This is a genomic window from Actinomadura sp. NBRC 104412, assembly GCF_030269515.1.
Classification (GTDB): domain Bacteria; phylum Actinomycetota; class Actinomycetes; order Streptosporangiales; family Streptosporangiaceae; genus Spirillospora.
The window spans coordinates 66,599-86,661 of record NZ_BSTM01000029.1 but is presented as its reverse complement, the minus strand read 5'-3'; the positions used below and the strand labels follow the sequence as shown (position 1 = coordinate 86,661).

At 71.9% G+C, this 20,063-nt stretch carries 16 protein-coding genes and 1 pseudogene; 12 read left to right on the top strand and 5 right to left on the bottom strand.

Annotated features, from left to right (window positions below; translation table 11 throughout):
* Positions 1–310: 310 nt before the first annotated feature.
* Positions 311–729 (top strand): annotated as a pseudogene (locus tag QSK21_RS36380) (DoxX-related protein).
* Between the two features lie 44 nt (positions 730–773).
* On the opposite strand, the gene QSK21_RS28845 reads toward QSK21_RS36380, so the two are convergent.
* Together QSK21_RS28845 and QSK21_RS28840 are read right to left on the bottom strand one after the other, a co-directional pair.
* On the bottom strand, positions 774–1,964 hold the full coding sequence (locus QSK21_RS28845; RefSeq protein ID WP_285700492.1) for a lipid-transfer protein: 1,191 nt from the start codon (positions 1,962–1,964) through the stop codon (positions 774–776).
* Positions 1,965–1,986: 22 nt separating this feature from the next.
* Positions 1,987–2,442, bottom strand: coding sequence for a Zn-ribbon domain-containing OB-fold protein (locus QSK21_RS28840; RefSeq protein ID WP_285700491.1), 456 nt, complete (start codon positions 2,440–2,442; stop codon positions 1,987–1,989).
* A 170-nt stretch (positions 2,443–2,612) separates the two neighbouring features.
* Here QSK21_RS28840 and QSK21_RS28835 point away from each other — a divergent pair, with 170 nt between their 5' ends.
* The 4 genes from QSK21_RS28835 to QSK21_RS28820 all read left to right on the top strand — a co-directional run bounded on the left by QSK21_RS28835 (position 2,613) and on the right by QSK21_RS28820 (position 5,183).
* Complete coding sequence (locus QSK21_RS28835; protein ID WP_285700489.1) at positions 2,613–3,380, top strand: SDR family oxidoreductase; 768 nt, start codon at positions 2,613–2,615, stop codon at positions 3,378–3,380.
* A gap of 24 nt (positions 3,381–3,404) precedes the next feature.
* A complete protein-coding gene (locus tag QSK21_RS28830; RefSeq protein ID WP_285700488.1) occupies positions 3,405–4,361 on the top strand; it encodes an LLM class F420-dependent oxidoreductase in 957 nt (318 codons plus the stop codon).
* A gap of 178 nt (positions 4,362–4,539) precedes the next feature.
* On the top strand, positions 4,540–4,839 hold the full coding sequence (locus tag QSK21_RS28825; protein WP_285700487.1) for a Fe-S cluster assembly protein HesB: 300 nt from the start codon (positions 4,540–4,542) through the stop codon (positions 4,837–4,839).
* A 116-nt stretch (positions 4,840–4,955) separates the two neighbouring features.
* Complete coding sequence (locus QSK21_RS28820; protein ID WP_285700486.1) at positions 4,956–5,183, top strand: hypothetical protein; 228 nt, start codon at positions 4,956–4,958, stop codon at positions 5,181–5,183.
* Between the two features lie 14 nt (positions 5,184–5,197).
* On the opposite strand, the gene QSK21_RS28815 is transcribed toward QSK21_RS28820, so the two are convergent.
* Together QSK21_RS28815 and QSK21_RS28810 are read right to left on the bottom strand one after the other, a co-directional pair.
* Positions 5,198–6,304, bottom strand: a complete 1,107-nt coding sequence (locus QSK21_RS28815) for an Rv3169 family protein (RefSeq protein WP_285700485.1) — start codon at positions 6,302–6,304, stop codon at positions 5,198–5,200.
* A gap of 64 nt (positions 6,305–6,368) precedes the next feature.
* The gene (locus QSK21_RS28810; RefSeq protein ID WP_285700484.1) at positions 6,369–7,427 is read right to left on the bottom strand and encodes a phosphotransferase family protein; all 1,059 of its coding nucleotides are present in this window, start codon (positions 7,425–7,427) and stop codon (positions 6,369–6,371) included.
* 115 nt (positions 7,428–7,542) lie between these two features.
* Here QSK21_RS28810 and QSK21_RS28805 point away from each other — a divergent pair, with 115 nt between their 5' ends.
* The 5 genes from QSK21_RS28805 to QSK21_RS28785 all read left to right on the top strand — a co-directional run bounded on the left by QSK21_RS28805 (position 7,543) and on the right by QSK21_RS28785 (position 13,173).
* A complete protein-coding gene (locus tag QSK21_RS28805) occupies positions 7,543–8,190 on the top strand; it encodes an MBL fold metallo-hydrolase (RefSeq protein WP_285700483.1) in 648 nt (215 codons plus the stop codon).
* Positions 8,187–8,897 carry an HAD family hydrolase gene (locus tag QSK21_RS28800; RefSeq protein ID WP_285700482.1) on the top strand — a complete coding sequence of 237 codons (711 nt, stop codon included), beginning with the start codon at positions 8,187–8,189 and terminating at the stop codon, positions 8,895–8,897. The genes QSK21_RS28805 and QSK21_RS28800 overlap by 4 nt, the downstream gene beginning before the upstream one ends.
* 117 nt (positions 8,898–9,014) lie before the next feature.
* Entirely contained in the window at positions 9,015–9,218 is a 204-nt protein-coding gene (locus QSK21_RS28795) for a PspC domain-containing protein (protein WP_285700480.1), read from the top strand.
* A 99-nt stretch (positions 9,219–9,317) separates the two neighbouring features.
* The gene (locus QSK21_RS28790; protein ID WP_285700479.1) at positions 9,318–12,593 is read left to right on the top strand and encodes a hypothetical protein; all 3,276 of its coding nucleotides are present in this window, start codon (positions 9,318–9,320) and stop codon (positions 12,591–12,593) included.
* Positions 12,594–12,633: 40 nt separating this feature from the next.
* Positions 12,634–13,173, top strand: coding sequence for a hypothetical protein (locus QSK21_RS28785; RefSeq protein ID WP_285700477.1), 540 nt, complete (start codon positions 12,634–12,636; stop codon positions 13,171–13,173).
* A 29-nt stretch (positions 13,174–13,202) separates the two neighbouring features.
* On the opposite strand, the gene lysX is transcribed toward QSK21_RS28785, so the two are convergent.
* Entirely contained in the window at positions 13,203–16,442 is a 3,240-nt protein-coding gene (gene lysX / locus QSK21_RS28780; RefSeq protein WP_502871606.1) for a bifunctional lysylphosphatidylglycerol synthetase/lysine--tRNA ligase LysX, read from the bottom strand.
* A 253-nt stretch (positions 16,443–16,695) separates the two neighbouring features.
* On the opposite strand from lysX, the gene QSK21_RS28775 reads away from it, so the two are divergent.
* Entirely contained in the window at positions 16,696–18,444 is a 1,749-nt protein-coding gene (locus QSK21_RS28775) for a serine/threonine-protein kinase (RefSeq protein WP_285700474.1), read from the top strand.
* Positions 18,437–20,062 carry a serine/threonine-protein kinase gene (locus QSK21_RS28770; protein WP_285700472.1) on the top strand — a complete coding sequence of 542 codons (1,626 nt, stop codon included), beginning with the start codon at positions 18,437–18,439 and terminating at the stop codon, positions 20,060–20,062. Before QSK21_RS28775 ends, QSK21_RS28770 begins: the two co-directional genes overlap by 8 nt.
* Position 20,063 lies beyond the last annotated feature (1 nt).

Here is a 20,063-nt window from a genome sequence, read left to right as displayed (position 1 = left end):
GCGAAACCCTTCATCTGGACCGCCAAACCCAAAGAGATCATCGCCAAGGTCCGCGTTCTCCAACGCGACTACAAGAAACTGCTTGCCAACAACTTCAAGTAAGCGATCTTCAGTTACAAGACACTAGCACGCTGATGCCGGTGACCTCGGTCTGGCCGGCGGTGTACCGCGTGCAGTTGCAGGCTGTGGCCATGGGTGAACGAGTGCCGGCGTCGAGGGCGCCCGGATGTGATCGAAGGCCACGCCACCGTGCCATGCCGCAGCCGGTCGCTGTCGGCGCCCGCGCACATCAAGTCGCGTCCCAAGCCCTATGACGCGATCGTCCCGTCGGGGCGGCCCGCGCGCCTGGACGTACGCGAGCGGCGCCGCGGAGTTGGCCTGCGCGGCCGCGGTCGCCCTCCCGCAGGCCAGGCGTGCCGGGGCTCTCGCCACCGCGGCCCTGTTCTTCGCAGTCTTCCCGTGAAGATGGTTTACACCTGGCGACGGCGTCCTCTCCCGCAGCGCGCGACCGCCTACGGACGACTCCCGCTGCAGGCGCCGCTGGTGCTCTGGGCGGATCGCGCCGATCAGATGTTGTCCGTACACCTCGACATGCTGGATGGGGACGGCAGCGCGGTCGAAGTCGATGCCGGAGGCGCCGCCCACCAGGAAAGATGCCGCGTTCGTCTTGGACGTGCCTTCGCTCCCATTGCGGCCCGGACGCTACGAGTGGCGTCTGCGGCTTGCTGACCTTGAGATCAGTTCTTCGTTCCAGGGCGGTGAGGTGTCCAGGATCAGCGAATGGTGATGATGGCGGAGCCGTGGCCGAAGAGGCCCTGGTTTACGGCTATGCCGGTGCGGGCGTTCTCGACTTGGCGGCCTTCGGCCTGGCCGCGGAGTTGCCAGGTCAGCTCGCAGACCTGCGCGATCGCCTGGGCGGGTATCGCCTCGCCGAACGAGGCCAGGCCGCCCGAGGGGTTCACCGGGATGCGGCCGCCCAGGGCGGTGTCGCCGGAGCGCAGCAGTTTTTCCGCGCCGCCCGGCTCGCACAGCCCGATGTCCTCGTACCAGTCCAGTTCGAGGGCGGTGGACAGGTCGTACACCTCGGCAAGGGACAGGTCGTCGGGGCCGATGCCCGCCTCCTCGTAGGCGGCGCGCGCGATGGCGGAGCGGAACGGCACGTCGGGCGGCTCCACCGCCATGGCCGAGTCGGTCGCGAAGTCCGGCAGGTCGAGGACGGTCTTGGGGAAGGTCGGGGTGACCGTCGAGAGTCCGGCGACCCGGACCGGATTCCGGACGCCGCGGGCACGCGCGAACTCCATGGACGACAGCACCAGCGCGGCGCCGCCGTCGCTGGTGGCGCAGATGTCCAGGAGCCGCAGCGGGTCGGCCACGACCGCGGACTCGCGCACGTCCTCAAGGGTCACTTCCTTGCGGTAGCGCGCGTTGGGGTTGGCCAGGCCGTGCCTGGCGTTCTTGACCTTCACGGCCGCGAAGTCGTCCAGCGTGGCCCCGTACATGGCCATCCGGCGCCGCGCGTACAGGGCGAAGTAGATCGGGTTGGTTGCGCCGAGCAGGCGGAACCGCAGCCAGTCGGGGTCATTGGGACGGTCGCCGCCGACGGGTTTGAAGAAGCCCTTGGGCGCCGCGTCCGCGCCCAGCACCAGGGCGACGTCGCACAGCCCGGCGAGGATCTGCGCGCGCGCCGCGTTGATCGCCTGCGCTCCGGACGCGCAGGCCGCGTAGCTGCTGGAGATCCGGGCGCCCGACCAGCCCAGCGCCTGCGCGAACGTGGCGCCGGCGATGAACCCCGGGTACCCGTTGCGGATGGTGTCGGCGCCGGCCACGTACTGGATCTCGGGCCAGGACAGCCCGGCGTCCGCCAGCGCCGCCCGCGCCGCCGCGAGCCCGTACTCGACGAAGTTCCGCCCCCACTTGCCCCACGGATGCATCCCGGCGCCCAGGACGGCGATGTCAGTGCTCATTCGGCTCGCTCCGCTCGCCGGGTCATTTCACGGGCCTCCACATCCAGACGGTGTACTCGGCGTCGTCGTCCTCGTAGAGCGTGCCCTCGGTCAGCTCGACCTCCATGCCCACCTCGAGGTCGGCGACGCCCACCTCCGGGACGACCTGGCCGAGGACCACCATGCGTTCGGTTTCGAGCTCGACGGCCGCCACCGCGTAGGGGCGGAACGGCTCGGCCGCGACGTACGGGGGCGGTGGCTTGTAGCGGGCATCGGCGTAGGACCAGACGCGGCCCCGGTTGGAGAAGGCGTAGTCCTCCAGTTCCGAGCCGTCCTTGGGGCCCGTGCAGCCGGGGTTGCGGCAGGCGAGGTCGTTGCGCGGGAAGTACGGCGTGCCGCAGGACGTGCAACGCGTCCCCAGGAGCCGGACGCCCTCTCCGCCGGACCCGGTGGAGAACCAGCCGTCCACCGCGGGCCGCCGTTCCTTGATCGTGCTCAACCGCCACCTCCGGGACCGCGCCGCCGACATCCGCAGCATACCAACCAAGCGCACGTTCAAATCAAGACAGGTCTGGACATCTCGCCATTCCTCCGGCCTACCTAACTGACGCGTCAGTCACTTCGGTACAGTGAGCCGAGCGGGATTCTGCTCAGCGGCAAGGAGTGCGCATGCGGACTGGACTGGAGGGCAAGACCGCCCTCATCACAGGGGCCTCCCGGGGCATCGGCAAGGCGATCGCGTTCGCGCTGGCGGCCGAAGGCGCGAACGTCGTGCTGTCCTCCCGGAAGCAGGAGGGCCTCGACGCGGCGGCCAAGGAGATCGAGGCCGCCCACCCCGGGGCGGGGGTGCTGGCCAAGGCCGCCCATGTCGGCGACGCGGACGCCGCCGCGGCCTGCGTGGAGGCCGCCGTGGACACCTTCGGCGCCGTGGACGTGCTGGTCAACAACGCCGGGACCAGCCCGCACTTCGGGCCCATGGTCGACATCACGCCCGCGGCGGCCGAGAAGACCGTCCAGGTCAACCAGTTCGCGGTGGTGCTGTGGACGCAGCTCGCCTGGAAGCGGTCGATGAAGGAGCGCGGCGGCTCGATCATCAACATCGCCTCCGTCGGCGGCATGATCACCGAGCACGGTATCGGCTACTACAACACGACCAAGGCCGCGGTCATCCATCTGACCCGCCAGTTCGCGATGGAGCTCGCCCCCCGCGTCCGGGTCAACTGCATCGCGCCCGGCCTCGTCAAGACGGCCCTGGCCCGCGCGCTGTGGGAGAACAACGAGGAGCAGATCGGCAAGCACATGCCGCTGGGACGGCTGGGTGAGCCGGAGGACATCGCCGGCACCGCGGTGTTCCTGGCCGGCGAGGCCGCGTCCTGGATGACCGGGCAGACCCTGGTGGTGGACGGCGGCGCGACCATCCGTCCCTCGATCGCGTGAGCGCACGGCGTTAGGAGCATGCCCATGAACCGCTGGGGAATGACCGTGCCGCTGACCGGCGTGCCGCTGACGGAACAGCGGAAGATCATCGAAGAGCTGCCGGGGCTCGGCTACACCGACGCCTGGTCCGCCGAGACCAACGGCACCGACGCCTTCACACCGCTGGCGCTGGCCTCGCAGTGGGCGCCCGGGCTGCGCCTGGGCACCGCGATCGTGCCCGTCTACACGCGCGGCCCCGCCCTGCTCGCCCAGCAGGCCGCCACCCTGGCCAACCTCGCGCCGGAACGGTTCGTGCTGGGCATCGGCACCTCGTCCGACACCATCGTCGAACGCTGGAACGGCATCCCGTTCACGGAGCCCTACAAGCGCACCCGCGACACCCTCCGCTTCCTCCGCAGGGCGCTGGCGGGGGAGAAGGTCACCGAGGAGTACGAGACCTTCGCCGTGCGCGGCTTCAAGATCGATGGGGCGCCCGGGACGCCCCCGCCGATCGTGCTGGCGGCGCTGCGCCCCGGCATGCTCCGGCTGGCGGCCCGCGAGGCGGACGGCGCGATCACCAACTGGCTGGCGCCCACGGACGTCAGGACGGTGCGGGGCGAGCTGGGCGAGGAGCCCGAGCTGATCGCCCGCCTGTTCGTCTGCCCCACCGGCGACGCCGAGAAGGCCAGGTCGATCGGCCGGTGGATGATCGCCGCGTATATGAACGTGCCCGTGTACCAGGCGTTCCATCAGTGGCTCGGCCGCGGCGAGGCGCTGCGCCCGATGAACGAGGCGTGGGCCGCCGGCGACCGCAAGAAGGCCCTTGAGGTGATCCCCGACGAGGTCGTGGACGACCTGGTCGTGCACGGCACGCCGGAGGCGTGCCGCGCCCGCATCCGCGAGTACGTGGCCAACGGGCTCACCACGCCGGTGCTGGCGATCGTCCCCGGCGGCGGGCTCTCCCCGGCCGAGGCGGTGCGCGCGCTTGCGCCCGACGCCTGACCCCGGTGGTTTGCCGAGCCCGGTGCGGTCACGGTTCGTTCCATGATTTCTCGTGGATCGAGGTTTACCGGCTGTGGGTCCGGGGAGGGTGGGGCGAACGGGTCCACCGGGCGGCGGGGACACGTGGCTCTCCGCCCGAGGGGTCCGGGAACTGCACCCTAGAGACGAGGAGCCGATAGTGCTCACCCTGACCAGCGGCGCCGTCCAGGTGATCCGCACCGTGACGGCCAATCCCGAGATGCCGCCCGAGACCGGCATCCGCATCGAGGCCGGGGTCGACGGTTCCGACGCGCTGCGGCTGTCGGTGGCCCCGGCGCCCGAGGCGGGAGACCAGGTCGTGGAGTCCGAGGGGGCCCGCGTCTACCTCGCGCCGACCGTCGCTTTGATGCTCGACGACAAGACCCTGGACGCCCAGGTCGACCCGCAGGGCGACGTGGCGTTCACCATCGCCGAGGTCGCCGGGGGGCCGGGCCTCTGACCGGCGCCTGACCAGCGCCCGACCGGCGAGACCGGACCGGGACGCCGGCCCGAGCCAGGTGCCGGCGTCCCGGTCTTCGCATGTCGAGCGGGCTTCTCTCTGGGAGACTGAGGCATGTGACATCCTCGTCCGGGCCGGGAGAGCCGCACGAGCCGCGCTCGTCCAGTGACCCCGCCGACCCGCCCTCGCGGGAGGAGCTGGACCGGCAGGTGCGCGACCACTACGGGACGTGGCGCGACCAGCCGCGCGGGCTGGCCTGCGCCGTGATCGCGGGGTTCCTGGTGCTCACCACGGTCGCGTTCGGCCTCGGCCTGCTGTGGGTGATCATGATGGCCGGGCGGTGAGCCGGACCCACCCCTCAATCCCTGAACGAGGGATGCGGCCCCAGCGCCCAGTACTCGTACAGCCCGTAGCCCGTGTCGTGGGACGTCGGCGCGGCGCCGTCCAGGTACTCGTAACGCCCCACCGCGTCCACCATCCCCCACATGCGGGCCGCGTCCTCCTCCTTGCGCGTGTCGTACGAGACGCCCTGCACCTTGAGGTCGGGCCCCTGGTACATGCCGTGCCTCCAGTCGGTCTCCAAGCCGTACCCGGTGCCCACCATCATGTGGACGGGCAGGATCGGTGTGGCCCGTACCGCGAACGGACGCCCGCCGGGAGGGCTGAACCCGATCGTGGCCGTGCTGACCTCCCGCGTGCCGCCCACATAGACCGGGCGGTACTCGGGACGCCCCAGGTACTCGGGCTCGCGTGACTCGTCCTGCCACACCCGCGTCGCCTCTTCGAGCAGCCGCCGGCCCTTCTCGTCCTCCTGGACGATGCACAGGATCGCGTGGTCCTCGAACTGCATGGGCGCGTAGAGCCAGTAGAACGTGCCCGCGTTCTTGGACTGGATACCGGGCGGCTCGGGCTCGCCGACCGGGCGGATGCCCCAGGACCGGTCCCGCGACCCCCACCACCGGTCCGGTGTGACGTCGATCCGCTCGCCGTCCACCGTGATCGTTCCGGACCAGCGGCCGGTCTGCGCCAGCCGCCGCGAGTCGAACATCACGCGCTCCTGCCAGCGCAGGTAGTGCGGCGGCTCAAGCTGGGCCGGGATGGCGCCCTCCCAGTCCAGGTCGAACGACAGCCCGTGCTCGTTGTCGTCCAGAACGACCCGCAGCCGCCGCAGGCCCTCGACGACCTCCACCCGGAACGGCCCGACCCTGGTGTCCATCCGGTCCAGCCCCAGCTCCCGCGAGGCTCGCACGACCTTGTGCGCGGGACCCCTGCGGACCAGCGCGAAGGCGTCCATCACGCCCAGGTTGGGGTACTGCCCGAGCCCGACGATCAGCATCAGCTCGTCGGAGCAGCCGTGCAGGTTGAAGTAGTACCGGTCGTAGAAGTTGCGGTCGGAGGTGGTGACGTGCCGCATCACCTCGGGTGCCTGGTGGATCGGGTAGTCGTCGAGCGGCGAGAGCGTCATGTGAGGAGGCCCCTTTCTGTGCTGTTCCCGGGGACGGCGCCGGACGCCCCGGGCTCGCGCCCGATCACAGGATCGTGGCCAGCAGGCGGGTGCAGTTGTTGTCGTGCGGGAAGGGGTTGTCGGGTTCGATCCAGCCGAAATCGATCATCGCCTGCCCGATCCGGGCCATGATCACGGAGAACTTGAAGCCGGACAGGATCTCGTAGTAGGCGAGGTCGCGCATTGGCCGCCCCAGCAGCTCCTCGTAGCGCGCGATCGTCTCCTCGTAGGAGGGGAACCCCGTGAGCCTGGGCACGCCCATGCCCTCGCTGTGGTGGCGATCGAGGAACATGAACCAGGCCAGGTCCTCCTCGGGCGCGCCCAGCACCGCCATCTCCCAGTCCAGGACCGCCTTGGGCATGCCGTCCTGGAAGATGACGTTGCCGATGCGCGAGTCGCCCCACAGCAGGACCGGAGGCTCGGGTTCCTCCGGCAGGTTGGCCTTCAGCCAGGTGAGCGCTTTCGCCACCACGTCCTGCGGCCCGTTGTACCCCCAGTGCATGAAGTGCTCGTAGTAGGCGAGGCGCTGCGGCAGCCCGGTCGGACCCCAGGCGGGCTGGTCGAGGAAACCCAGGCCCAGGGCGAGGGGGTCGAGCCTGTGGATGCGGGCGAGGATCTCCAAGGCGGACCACCACATCGCGGCCCGTTCCTCCGGCGGCACCTCGGTCACCCAGCCGTCGGTGTGGTACGGGGGCATGTCCGTGGGAACGCGGCCCTCGACATGCTCCATCACGAAGAACGGAGCGCCGAGCGGATCCGAGGACGCCTCGTACCAGAGGATGGGCGGGACCGGGATGTCGGTGCGCTCATCCAGGATCCGTATCAGCCGGTACTGCTCCTCGAAGCGCGGCTCGGGGAAGACCTGGTACCGGACGGGGGCGACCCTGGCGACATAGGTGCCGTGGCGGTCGGCGCCGTCTTCCGGGTCGGTCCAGTTCGCCTCGAACATCAGCGTCTCGTTGGAGAAGCCGCTGGTCGCCGGGGTCTCCAGGGTGGTAATGCGGGCGCCGGGCAACCGCCCGTCCAGCCAGCCCGCCAGGCCGCGCAGGGTGATCTCCGGATCGCGCTGGTCGGGTACGGGCATGCCGGCTCCCTCGTGCCGCCGGGTCGGGGGGTGGTCCGCCCCCGGACAGCGAAGTAGAACGTGTTCTATCAATGCCCCGGGTGGCGGTCAATGCCCGGCGTGAAAAGATCGAGGGATGCGACTGACCAAGCTCGGACACGCCTGCGTGCGGCTGCAGAAGGACGATCGGACCCTGGTCATCGACCCCGGGGCGTTCACCCCCGAGGAGGACGAGCCACTGGCCGGCGCGGACGCCGTCCTGATCACGCACGAGCACGTCGACCACTTCGTCCCCGACCGGATCCGCAAGGCGATGGCGGAGAACCCGGCGCTGGAGGTGTGGACCTCGCGCGTCGTCGCCCAGACCCTGGCCGACCTGGGCGGGCGGGTACACGAGGTCGGGCACGAGGACACCTTCACCGTCGCCGGGTTCGACGTGCACGTCTACGGGGAGTCCCACGAGATCCTGCATCCGGACGTGCCGCCGATCCCCAACACCGGCTTCCTGATCGACGGCGAGGTGTTCCACCCGGGCGACGCGCTGACCGTGCCGTCCGAGCCCGTCCGGACGCTGTGCCTGCCCGGCAACGCGCCGTGGATGAAGGTCCCCGAGCTGTACCAGTACACCCGGGAGGTGCGTCCCGAACGGGCGTTCGTGGTCCACGACGGGCTGCTGAACGACAACGGCCTGGGCGTGATGATCAAGCATGTCGAGGCCGCGGGCGAGGAGCTGGGCAAGGACTTCCGGCGGCTCACGCCCGGCGAGTCGGTCGACCTCGGATGACGGCGGGCACGGAGGACGCCGGGGCGCCGCGGATCCGCGCGGTCTTCCTCGACATCGGCGAGACCCTGATCAACGAGGGCGAGATCTACGGCCGGTGGGCGGACTGGCTCGGCGTCCCCCGGCACACCTTCCTGGCCAAGCTGGGCGCGGTCCTGGCGGGCGGCGGCACCAACCGGGACGTGCTGGAGTACTTCCGTCCCGGGTTCGACCTGGCGCTGGAGCGGAGGCGGCGGGCCGAGGCGGGCCTGCCGAACGGCTTCGGCCCGTCCGACCTCTACCCGGATGTCCGGGACTGCCTGGCGGGCCTGCGCGACCTGGGCCTGTTCATCGGCATCGCGGGCAACCAGCCGATGGAGGCCGAGGCGCAGCTCGCCGCGCTGGACCTGGACGCGGACGCGGTCGGGATCTCCGAGGTGTGGGGCGTGGAGAAGCCCGCTCCGGAGTTCTTCGCCCGCTGCGCCGAGCTGGCGGGCCGCCCGCCCGGCGAGATCCTCTACGTGGGCGACCGCATCGACAACGACGTGCGCGCGCCGCTCGGTTTCGGCATGCAGGCGGCGTTCCTGCGGCGCGGCCCCTGGGGCGTGATCCAGGAGGAGGAAGGGGTGCCGGCGAGCGCCACGTTCGTCCTGGACGACCTCGCGGGCCTGCCCGCCCTGATCGCCGCGCACAACAAGAACCCCGGTGGCCGAGGCGGCCGGAACCCCTAAGGGATCTCCCCTAATCCGCGAGTAGGGTCCAAAACCGGTCCCGAGGGCGATCCGGTGCGTGTTTCCGGTTCCTAGCGTGGGTGATGAATCCAAGAACCCGATCGGGGAGACATCACCATGAACGGAATCTACCGCCCCCGCGAGGGGCGGGTCATCGCGGGCGTGTGCGCCGCGCTCGCCCGGCGGTTCGGGATGGCCCCCTGGACCGTCCGGATGCTGGCGCTGCTCTCCTGCCTGCTGCCCGGACCGCAGTTCGTGGTCTACATCGTCCTATGGATCATGCTCCCGGACGAGGGACGCCACCCGGCGCACTCGCGCTGACGCCGCGCGCCCCGAGCCCCTTGGACGGCGGGTCCGCACGGTGTTAGATCGGGCTGGTGACCCGGTGCGTTTCTCGTCAGTCGTCGGAGGGGAGCCGCGGTGCCTGAGGTGGTCCCAGGGCTCGACGGGGCACGGGCGCTCCTCGGGTACCTGCGCGACCTGGCCGCGGCGCGCCGCGAGACCGGCCGCGAGCGTGCCGCCAACGACGAGGTGCACTGGCTGGCCGACCTGCCCGGCGAGGTCTACGTGGAGACCGACGCGGGCCCCGGCGACGCGCTGTTCAGCGTCCCGGTGATCCCGCTGACGCCGCCCGCGGTGCTGGAGGAGTTCGACGGCTGGCTCGCGATGCGGCACTGGTACCGGACCCTGCGCGGCATGGCCGGCCGGGCGGCCGCGCACGGCGCCGAGGTGTCGCTGGTCACGGGCCTGCTGACGTGGCGTCCCGCCAGCGGCCGTCCCGTCCGGGACCACCTGCTGTCCACCCCCGTCCGGATCGTGGTGGACGAACGGTCCGGCCGCGTGGACGTGGTGCTCGCCGGGCCCGCCGCGCCCAGGGACCGGCCGCTGCCCGCGGCCCTGCCCGGATACAGCGCCGACCGCGCCGACTGGGTGTGGGACGCCGTCCGGTCGGGACAGGCGATCGGACTGCGGCCCTCGGTGTCGGACGTCCTGCGCAAATGGTGCTCGGCCGCGTTCGGCGACCGTGGCGAGACGGTCGGCTTCCGCGAGGACTGGGCGCCGGTCCCGCCGGACGCGCCCGCGCCGTCCGTCCCGCAACTGAGGCTGGCGCCCGCGCTCGTGCTGCGTGCGCCGGGACGCGCCGCCGTGGCGGGCCACTACGAGACCTTGCTGGCCCATCTCGGGGACGGGCCAGTGCCGGGAGGCGTCGCGGCCTTCCTCGAACCCGGGCCGCGCTCACCCCTCCTGCACGTCGCGGAAAGCGGTCCGGCGACGATCGCCGACATGATCGGCGGGATGCTCACCCGGGGCCGCCGGGTGCTGGTCGCCGTCCCGGACGGCGCGGCGGCGCGCGACTTGCACGCCACCCTGCCGGAGGGCATCGCGGGGCTGTGCGCGGCCGTCACCGACGCCGAACCGGCGGGCGAGGCGGGCGACCCCGACCGCGTCGTGGCCGGGCTGCTCGCGCGGGCCGCCGACCACGACGCCTACGGGCACGCGCAGCACGTGGACGACCTCGCGGCACGCGAGGCCCGCGCGCGGGAGACGGCCGCCGGGCTCGCCGACCGGCTGCGCGACGCCGAGGGCGCCGGCTCCCACGATCTCGGCTCCGGGTACGGAGGCGGCCGCTCCGACCTGGACCTGCGGCTGCGCGCCGAGGCCGCCGACCACGGCTGGCTGCCGCCACGGCACGGGCTGCCCGAACGGCCCCCGATCTCCGGTGCCGAGGCCGCCGAGCTCGTCCGCCTCCTGGCCACGGCGACACCGTCCCGCCGTGCCCGCACGGCCCAGCGGGACGTGGACCCGGCCACCCTGCCGACCCCGCCGTACCTGCGGACGCTGATCGAGGCGGAGGCGACCGCCAACGCCCGCGCCGAACGCGCCGAGACCACCCTCTCCCGCCGGTTGCGCCGCTGCGATCCGCGCCTGCTCGCCCGCCTCGACGGCTGCGCCGACACCATCGGCGCCGCGCTGCGCGAGCTCGGCCTCGAAGGGCATCCGGGCGGCTGGGACCAGGCGGACCACGCCGTGCGCGCGTTCGAGGACGCGCTCGCCCGGCGCCGCCCGGCCGTCTGGGACCGGGTCGCGGAGATGACGTCCCGCGCCGGTTGGGCCGAGCGCGCCATGCGGTCGCTCGCCGGGCACCGCGTCGTGCTGCCACCCAGCGAACCGAACCTTCGCAAGGTCGCGGGCGCCGCGCAGCAGCTCCGTCACTACCTCGCGGACGGCGGGACGCTGAAGCGCGGGCCGCTGCGGTCCGCCACCCAGCGCCAGACCGAGCCTCTGTTGCAGGGCATCACCGTCGACGGCGGGGCGCCCGTCACGCCCGAACAGCTCGACGTCCTGTTCACCCACCTCATGGTGCTGATCGCGTGCCGCGAACTGCAATATGTGTGGGAGGCCGCGGGCGTGTCGTTCCCCGCCGACGTCCCCCTGGAAGACCGGGTCGCCCGCTTCGCACGCGCGCATGCCCGCCTCAGCCGGATTCGGAATGTCCTGCCCGCCATCAACGAGACCGCCGAACTGCTCAGCCGCGCCGGGCTCGGCATCCAGCTCACCCACCCCGTCCAATGGCACGGATACGTGACCGCCTTGGAGAGCGCCCTGCTCGGCATCGGCGCGGGACGCGCAACGGCCGACATCACCACTCTCCGTGACGCGATCGCCGTCGCCGATCACGCCCCACCCGAGCTGGACGCCGCCCTCGCCGCGATCGACGCCCGCGACGCCGACGCCTACGCCCGCGCCCTGCGCGGCCTGGCCGAGGCACGGCACGAGCGCGCACTCCAAGCACGCTGTGACCAACTGCTGGCCCGCCTGCGCGCAGCCCACCCCGAACTCGCCGACCTCCTCGTGGCGACCGCCGGTGAAACCGCCTGGCCCGAACGCCTGGAACGCTGGGAAGAGGCGTGGGCCTGGGCGCGCGCCATGGCCGGTCTTGCCGAACTGCCCCGCTCCGCCACCGAACTACGCCTGCGCGCGGAGTTGGAGAAAGCGGGTGAACGCCTACGCGAGGCCAGTGCCCGCCTGGCCGCCGCGCAGGCATGGGGCGAATGCCTGGCGCGTATCAACCGTGCCTCCACCGAACCCACCGAGATAGTGCCGGTGTGGATCGTCCCCCTATGGCGCATCCCGGACGTTCTCCCGTCCACCCCGGACGCCTTCGACGTGGTCATCGTGGACGGCGAGCACGGCGCGGGCGCGGAAGCCCTGTTCCTGCTCTGGTACGCGCCGCGCACGATCCTCGTCGGTCACGGCGGCCCCGCGCTCCCGGCGCCCGGCACCGAGCCGCCCACGGCACCACCCCGAGACCTGGCCGACATCGTCACCCCCACCGCCACCCTCTTCGAGATCCTGCTGACCCGCTTCACCAACGAGACCCGCCCGAAGCAACCCCCACCACCCGAGCCCGAACCCGCACCCGCACCCGAGCCTGAACCCGCACCAGAGCCCGAACCCGAACAGGCGCCCTCGCCTCCGGAATCCATCCACCAGGGGCGCTCCATCGTCACCTACAAACGCGAGGAACTGGTCGCCCTGGTGGGACAGGTGGCCGCACGCGAGCCCGACCTCAGCGACGACCAACTGGTCGAAGTGGTGAGCAGGCTCCTGGACTGCCCCGCGGACGAGGCCCTTCTGGTCAGCGCCCGCATCCGCTACGCACTGGAATCGCATCGCGGCACCGGGATTCCATGACATCGCCACAGGTGTCGGTCGGCTTCTGTATATAGGACGTGTGGTCGATTGGGACGGGGACGCGCTGAGGCGGTTGCGTGTCGCCGTGAACCGGCGGGATGGACGTGCCGGACTGGATCTGCTGGCCGAGCGCCCGGCGTCGCCGGTACTGCAACTCGCGGGGGACGTTCTGATCGCGGCGTTGGGGGAGGGGATCGCAGGGGCGGAGCCGGTCGCGCGACGGTGCGTCGACGAGCTGACGAAACGCGGACGGGACGGCGACGCGGAATTGGCCGCCGAACTGGTCGCCGCCCTGGACGGAACGCACACCGGGTTAGTGGAGGTACCCGTCGACCTGGGTGTGCTGGGCGCCCGGTTGGCGGCCGACCCGTCCGAGGGGGTCCAGGTGGTGGACCTGCGGACGGGCGACATCGACGATCCGGGGCCGGAGTTCGACCCCGGATCCGAACATTACGACGCGGAGCGCTGGCTGACGTTCGTGCCGCACGGTGAGCCGCCGGACGAGGACGCGCAGCGTGGGCGGGCACGGCAATGGCTCGCCTCGCACGGCTACCGGCCGGGGCCGCGACCCTTCCTCTGAAGCCCTCCAGGACCTCCAGGAAGGGTCTCCTATTGGCCGGGGCGTACGAGGGGGAACGGGACGGTCTCCCTGATGCCGCGGCCGGTGAGCGTGATGAGCAGGCGGTCGATGCCCATCCCCATCCCGCCGGCGGGTGGCATGGCGTACTCCAGCGCGCGCAGGAAGTCCTCGTCCAGCTCCATGGCCTCGGGGTCGCCGCCCGCCGCTTGCAGGGACTGCTCGGTGAGGCGTTCCCGTTGCAGGATCGGGTCGATGAGCTCGGAGTACGCGGTGCCCAGTTCGAGACCGAAGACGATGAGGTCCCACTTCTCCGCCAGCCGGGGGTCGGCGCGGTGCGGGCGGGTGAGCGGCGAGGTCTCCGCCGGGTAGTCGCGGACGAACGTGGGCGCCGTGATGCCGTCCTCGACCAGCGCCTCGAACAGTTCCTGGATGAGGCGCCCCCTGCTCCAGCCGGGGTCGGTGGCGACCCCGGCGCGTTCCGCCATCTTGCGGATGGCGTCGGGTTCGGTGGCGGGCGTCACCTCCTCGCCGAGCGCGTCCGACACCGATCCGTACACGGTGATCTCGCGCCACGGCTCGGCCAGGTCGTACTCGGCGCCGTCGCGGACGACCACCGTGGTGCCGAGCGCCGCCCGCGCCGCGGCCGTCACCAGTTCGCGGGTGAGGGCGGCCATGGTGTCGTAGTCGCCGTACGGCTCGTACGCCTCCAGCATCGTGAACTCGGGGTTGTGCTTCGGGGAGACGCCTTCGTTGCGGAAGTTGCGGTTCAGCTCGAAGACCTTGCCGATGCCGCCGACCAGCAGCCGTTTGAGGTAGAGCTCCGGCGCGATCCGCAGGTAGAGCTGAAGGTTGTAGGCGTTCATGCGGGTGGTGAACGGGCGCGCGGCGGCCCCGCCGTGGATCGGCTGGAGCATCGGCGTCTCGACCTCCAGGTAGCCGCGGTCGCGCAGGCACTCGCGGACGGCGGCGATCGCGTCGCCGCGCATCCGCAGCATCCGCCGCGCCTCGTCGTTGACGATGTAGTCGACGTACCGCTGCCGCACGCGCGCCTCGGGGTCGGCGAGGCCGGTCCTCTTGTTGGGCAGCGGGCGCAGGCACTTGGACGTCAGCGTCCAGGACGCGGCCAGCACCGACAGCTCACCGGTCCTGGACGCGACGATCTCGCCGGTCACGCCGACCTGGTCGCCGAGGTCGACGAGCTTCTTCCAGCGCCGCAGGGACTCGGTGCCGAGCACGTCGGCGGTCAGCATGACCTGGAGGTCCCCGGTCTCGTCCCGCAGCGTCACGAAGACGAGACGGCCGTGCTCGCGGGCCAGCACGACACGCCCGGCGACGGCGGCGCGCTCACCGGTGTGGGCGCCGGGCGCCAGACCGGCGAACCGTTCGCGGACGCCCGCGGCGTCGTCGGTGCGGTCGAAGCCGAGCGGGTACGGGTCCATCCCGGCCGCGCGAATCTCGGCGAGCTTGGCGTGCCTGACCCGTTCCTGCTCCGACAGCCGCCGCTGCGGCGCGCGCCTGGACTCGGCCTCCCGCTCGATCTCCTCGAACCTGCGCACCAGGTCCGAGGACGGGACGAGCCGCGCCGCCCGGTCGAGCTTGGGACGGTTGAGGTTCGGCAGGAAGCCCTCGGCACGCGCGTAGGCGAGGCCGAGGCGGATGATGTCGCGGTTCTGCCGGTAGCAGATGAACCGGGGCCGCCAGTCGGGGTTGTACTTGGCGTTCGCCAGGTAGAGGGACTCCAACTGCCAGAACCGCGACGCGAACGACAGCAGGCGGTAGTAGAGCCGCGCCACCGGTCCCGCGCCGATCTGCGAGCCGCGTTCGAACGACGAGCGCAGCATCGCGAAGTTCAGCGACAGTTTCTGCGCGCCGATGGTGGCGGCCTTCTCCGCCAGTTTCGCCACCATGAACTCGTTGAGCCCGTTCTCGGCCGCGCGGTCGCGCCGCATCAGGTCCAGCGACAGGCCGGTGCGTCCCCACGGGACGAAGCTCAGCATCCCCCGCAGCTCACCGCGTGCGTCGAACGCCTCCACCATCACGCAGCGGCCGTCGGTGGGGTCGCCGAGACGGCCCAGCGCCATGGAGAAGCCGCGTTCGGCGGCCTCGCCGCGCCAGGCGTCCGCGCTGCGGATCAGCGTGGCCATCTCCCACTCGGGTATCTGCGCGTGCCGCCTGACCCGTACGGTGTAGCCGGCCCGCTCCACCCGCCGCACGGCCTGCCTGACCTGCCGCATCTCCCGTCCGTCGAGGTTGAAGTCGGACAGGTCCAGGATGGCCTCGTCGCCGAGCTCCAGCGCGTCGAACCCGTGCCTGCGGTAGATGTGCGCGGCGCGTTCGCCGACGCTGACCGCGCCGGGGATCCAGGCGTGCGCGCGGCACTCGCCGAGCCACGCCTCGATCGCCTGGTCCCATGACTCGGGGTCGCCCAGCGGATCGCCGCTGGCGAGGGAGACCGAACCTTCCACCCGGTAGGCGATGGCCGCCTTACCGTTGGGCGCGACGATGACGTCCTTGTCGCGGCGCAGCGCGAAGTAGCCGAGGGAGTCCTGGTCGCCGTACTCGGCGAGGAGCGTGCGCGCCGCGATCTCCTCGTCCGGCTCCAGCACCGCGTCCCGCCGCCCGGGACGGAACAGCGCCCAGAACGTGACGATCAGGAGCCCGGTGCCGAGCACGCCGATGATGGTGTCGACCCAGCCGGGCACGCGCACGCCGATCGGCTCGCCGGTGACGCCGGCGCCCAGGACCGTCTGCGCCGCCACGTACCAGGGATCGGCCCAGAACCCGCCGGACGGGTCCTCGTCGGTGAGGGTGACCAGGACCGTTCCGACGCCGCCGCTGACCACCACCAGACCGGCGAACACCATCGCGGCGACCCGCCGGTTGGCACGGTCGGGCAGCGTGGTGAACTCGCCGCGCGCCGCGACCAGCAGGCACAGCACCGCGAGGAACACGGCGGTGGTGATGCACTCGCCGATCGGCGTGGGCTCGTCCGGGTCGAGGATCAGCGCGACCAGCAGCGTCGTGGACGTGGCCGAGTACAGCCCGAACAGCAGCACCAGGATCCGCCAGGCCGCCTTCTTGCGCCGCCGCACCCCCATCGACAGCAGGATCAGCAGCAGGCCGAACGGCACGCTCGCGGTGAAGCCCAGGTAGTAGATCCAGCGCAGCGCCCAGATGTCGGCGACGCGCAGGATCAGGTCGGACGACAGCCACGCCAGGATCGACAGGACGCCCGACAGCCGGGTGTACCAGAAGAAGACCGCGGGCATCGCCTGGATCAGGCTGCGCCAGCCGCCGGTGAGGCCGCCTCCGGGGGCGGGCGGCCTGCTCGCTGTACCGGGTGTCACGTCCTCCACGTTCCTGATCTTCTGCGTTCCGGCGGCGTTCGCACGCGAACCTCCGCGACACGGTGGGCGTCGTACGGGTAGGGGTCGTGCCCGCAGGGGGATGATGTCGTATGGCGGGCGTCCCCGGTCGACGTCGGTCCCAAGGTTGTCAGCAAAAGTCGATATGGTCGCGGATATGCCAAATGAGACCACCGGGGAGCGGTTGCTCGCCCACCGCTACCGACTGGTGAGACAGGTCGGCCGCGGCGGTATGGGCACGGTCTGGCAGGCACACGATGAGGTCCTCGGTCGAGACGTCGCGGTGAAAGAGGTCATCCTGCCGCATGGTCTCACCGATGAGGAACGCGCCGTCCACCACAAGCGCACGTTCCGTGAGGCGCGCACCGCCGCGCGCCTCGGCCACCCCGGCGTGGTCACCGTGTACGACGTGGTCGAGGAGGACGACCGGCCCTGGATCATCATGGAGCTGATCCATGCCCGCTCGCTCGACCAGGTCATCAAGCAGGAGGGCCCGCTGGAGCCCAGGCGGGCCGCCGAGATCGGCCGGCAGATGCTGGCCGCGCTGCACGCCGCGCACGAGGCCGGCGTGCTGCACCGCGACGTCAAGCCCAGCAACGTGCTGCTGACCCGCGGCGACCGCGCGGTGCTCACCGACTTCGGCATCGCCATCGCGGCCGGCGACGCCACCCTCACCCAGACCGGGCTGGTCATGGGCTCGCCCGCGTACATCGCCCCCGAACGCGCACGCGGCCGCACCGCCGGGCCCGCCTCCGACCTGTGGTCCCTGGGCGTCACGCTGTACGCGATGACGCACGGCAAGTCCCCCTTCGAACGATCCGAGCCGATGGCCGCGCTGGTCGCCGTCATCTCCGAGGACCCCGACCCGCCCGAGAACGCCGGCCCGCTCGCCCCGGTGATCCGCGGGCTGCTGCGCAAGGACCCCGACCGCCGGATGGACGCCATCGAGGCCGGCGCGCTGCTCGACGACCTGGTGAGGCAGCAGACGATCGACAGCCAGCGCACGCTGGCGGTCGAGGTGCCGCCGCAGCTCCAGGGCCCCGCCGACGCGACCGTCCAGGACGAGGCGTACCCGCTCGCGGAACCGACGCGGTCGGAGGCGCCGCCCGTCCCGCTCGGCGACCCCGAGCGCACCGGTGACACCGATCCCACGTCGCGGTCGCGCGGCCGCCTTCCCAGCGTGCTGGCCCGGCGTCCGGGCCCGCCCACGGAGCCGGCGCGCGGCCTCGGCGGGCCGGGTCCGGCCGGCAACCGCAACGCGCTGGTCATCGGCGTGGTCGTGCTGATCCTCCTGGCGTCCGTCGTCCTGATCCTGCTGACCAGGGACGATGACGGCAGCCCCGCCCAGACGCGCGCCGGCACCGCCTCGCCGGGCGGCACCACGTCGGCCCGGCCCAGTTCGACCCGGTCGAGAGCGGAGCGCGGGAACGACGGCATACCCGCCGGCTTCCGCCTGCACAGGGATCCCACCGGCTTCTCGATCGCGATCCCGAGCGACTGGAAGGGCCCGAGCAAGCGCAGCTCGTCCCCGTCCAGCGTGTTCTTCGAGCCGCCGGACGGCGAGGGCTACATCCAGGTCGACCAGACCGACGAGCCCAGCGACAGCGCCATCGGCGACTGGCGCCGCTACGAGCCCTCCGCGCGCGGCCGGTTCCCCGGCTACCGGCTGATCAAGATCGCGCCGGTCGCCGAGGGCGAGCCGGTCCACGACGAGGACGGCGAGAAGGCCGCGGACTGGGAGTGGACCTACGACGGCAGGTCCGGCCGGCTGCACGCGCTCAACCGCGGCTTCGTCATGAAGGACACCGGCTACGCCATCGTCCTGGTCGCCCCCGACAAGGACTGGTCCAGGACGCTGAGCGAGATGGCCCCGATCTACGAGCACTTCGAGCCGAAGGATGACTGAGCCCGGCTCCGCCGTCCCCGACCCCGACGGGCGGCGGATCGCCGGACGCTACCGGCTGCTGTCCCAGGTCGGGCGGGGCGGCATGGGGATCGTCTGGCGCGCCAGAGACGAGATGCTCGACCGCGAGGTGGCCGTCAAGGAGGTGCTGCCGCGCCCCGAGCTCAGCGACGCCGAACGCGAGGACCGGCACAAGCGGACGCTGCGCGAGGCGCGGGCGTCGGCACGGCTCAACCACCCCGGCGTGGTCACCGTCCACGACGTCGTGGACGAGGACGACCGGCCGTGGATCGTCATGGAGCTGGTCCGGGCCCGATCGTTACAGGAGATCGTGAACGCCGACGGGCCGCTGCCGCCCGCGCGTGCGGCGGAGATCGGACGGCAGGTCGTGGCCGCGCTGCGGGCGGCGCACGCGATCGGCATCCTGCACCGCGACGTGAAGCCCGCGAACGTGCTCATCACCGGCGAGGGCCGCGCGGTCCTCACCGACTTCGGCATCGCGCAGGTCGCCGGTGACGCCACCCTCACCAAGACGGGACTGCTCGTCGGCTCGCCCGCGTACATGTCGCCCGAGCGGGTGCGGGGCGATGGCGCGATACCCGCGTCCGACCTGTGGGCGCTGGGCGCGACACTGTACGCGGCGTGCGAGGGCAGGCCGCCGCACCATCGCGGCGACACCATGGCCGTGCTCGCCGCCATCATGACGCAGGACCCGGACCCGCCCCGGAACGCGGGCGGGCTGACCCCCGTCCTGTACGGGTTGCTGGAGCGCGATCCCGTGCGGCGGCTCACGGCCGAGCAGGCGGAGGAGATGCTCGGCGCGATCGCGTCGGGGGACGAGCGCCGCACGCTCGGCATACCGGCGTCCATGCCCTTGCCCCTTCCGGACCCGCCTGGGCCGCCCGGCCTCAGCGGTCCGCCGGTCACGCCTCCGCCCTCCGGCGGCAAGAAGGGCGTCCTGCTGCCGATCCTGGCGGGCGCGCTGACCGCGCTCGTCATCGTGGGCGCCGCCGCGGTCCTGTTCTGGCCGGACGGGAAGCAGGGCACGAGCGGCGACGCCGCCCAAGGAACGCAGACTCGGCCTGCGCAGGCCCAAGCCCGGACCGGCGTCCCCGCCCAGCCGACGGACTCCGCCTCCACCCCGGCGAGCACGCCGACCGGCGGCGCGCCGACCGATGGCTCGCCGTCCCTGCCCGCCGGGCTCCGCCATGTGACCGGACCGGGGGGCTTCACGATCGGCGTTCCGGAAGGCTGGACGCGGCGGGAGGAGGGCGCCAGCACCTTCTGGACCGACCCCGCCACCGGCGCCTACATCCAGGTCGATCGAACCCCGTGGGACGGAGATCCGTACTACCACTGGCAGGAGTGGGAACGGCAGGTGATCGCCAAGAACGTGCTTCCCGGCTACCGGCGGATCGACCTCGTCGGCACCGGTGTGCGCGTCGGCGGGACCGTGTACAGTGCCGCCGACATCGAGTTCACCTGGAACGGCAAGCATGGGATAGATCGCGGAGTACGCGCCGGGGGGCGCACCTACGCGGTCTTCGTGGCGGTTCCGGAGTCTCGGTGGAACGACTACCGGCCGACCATGAACAATGTGATCGATTCGTTCCGGCCATGAA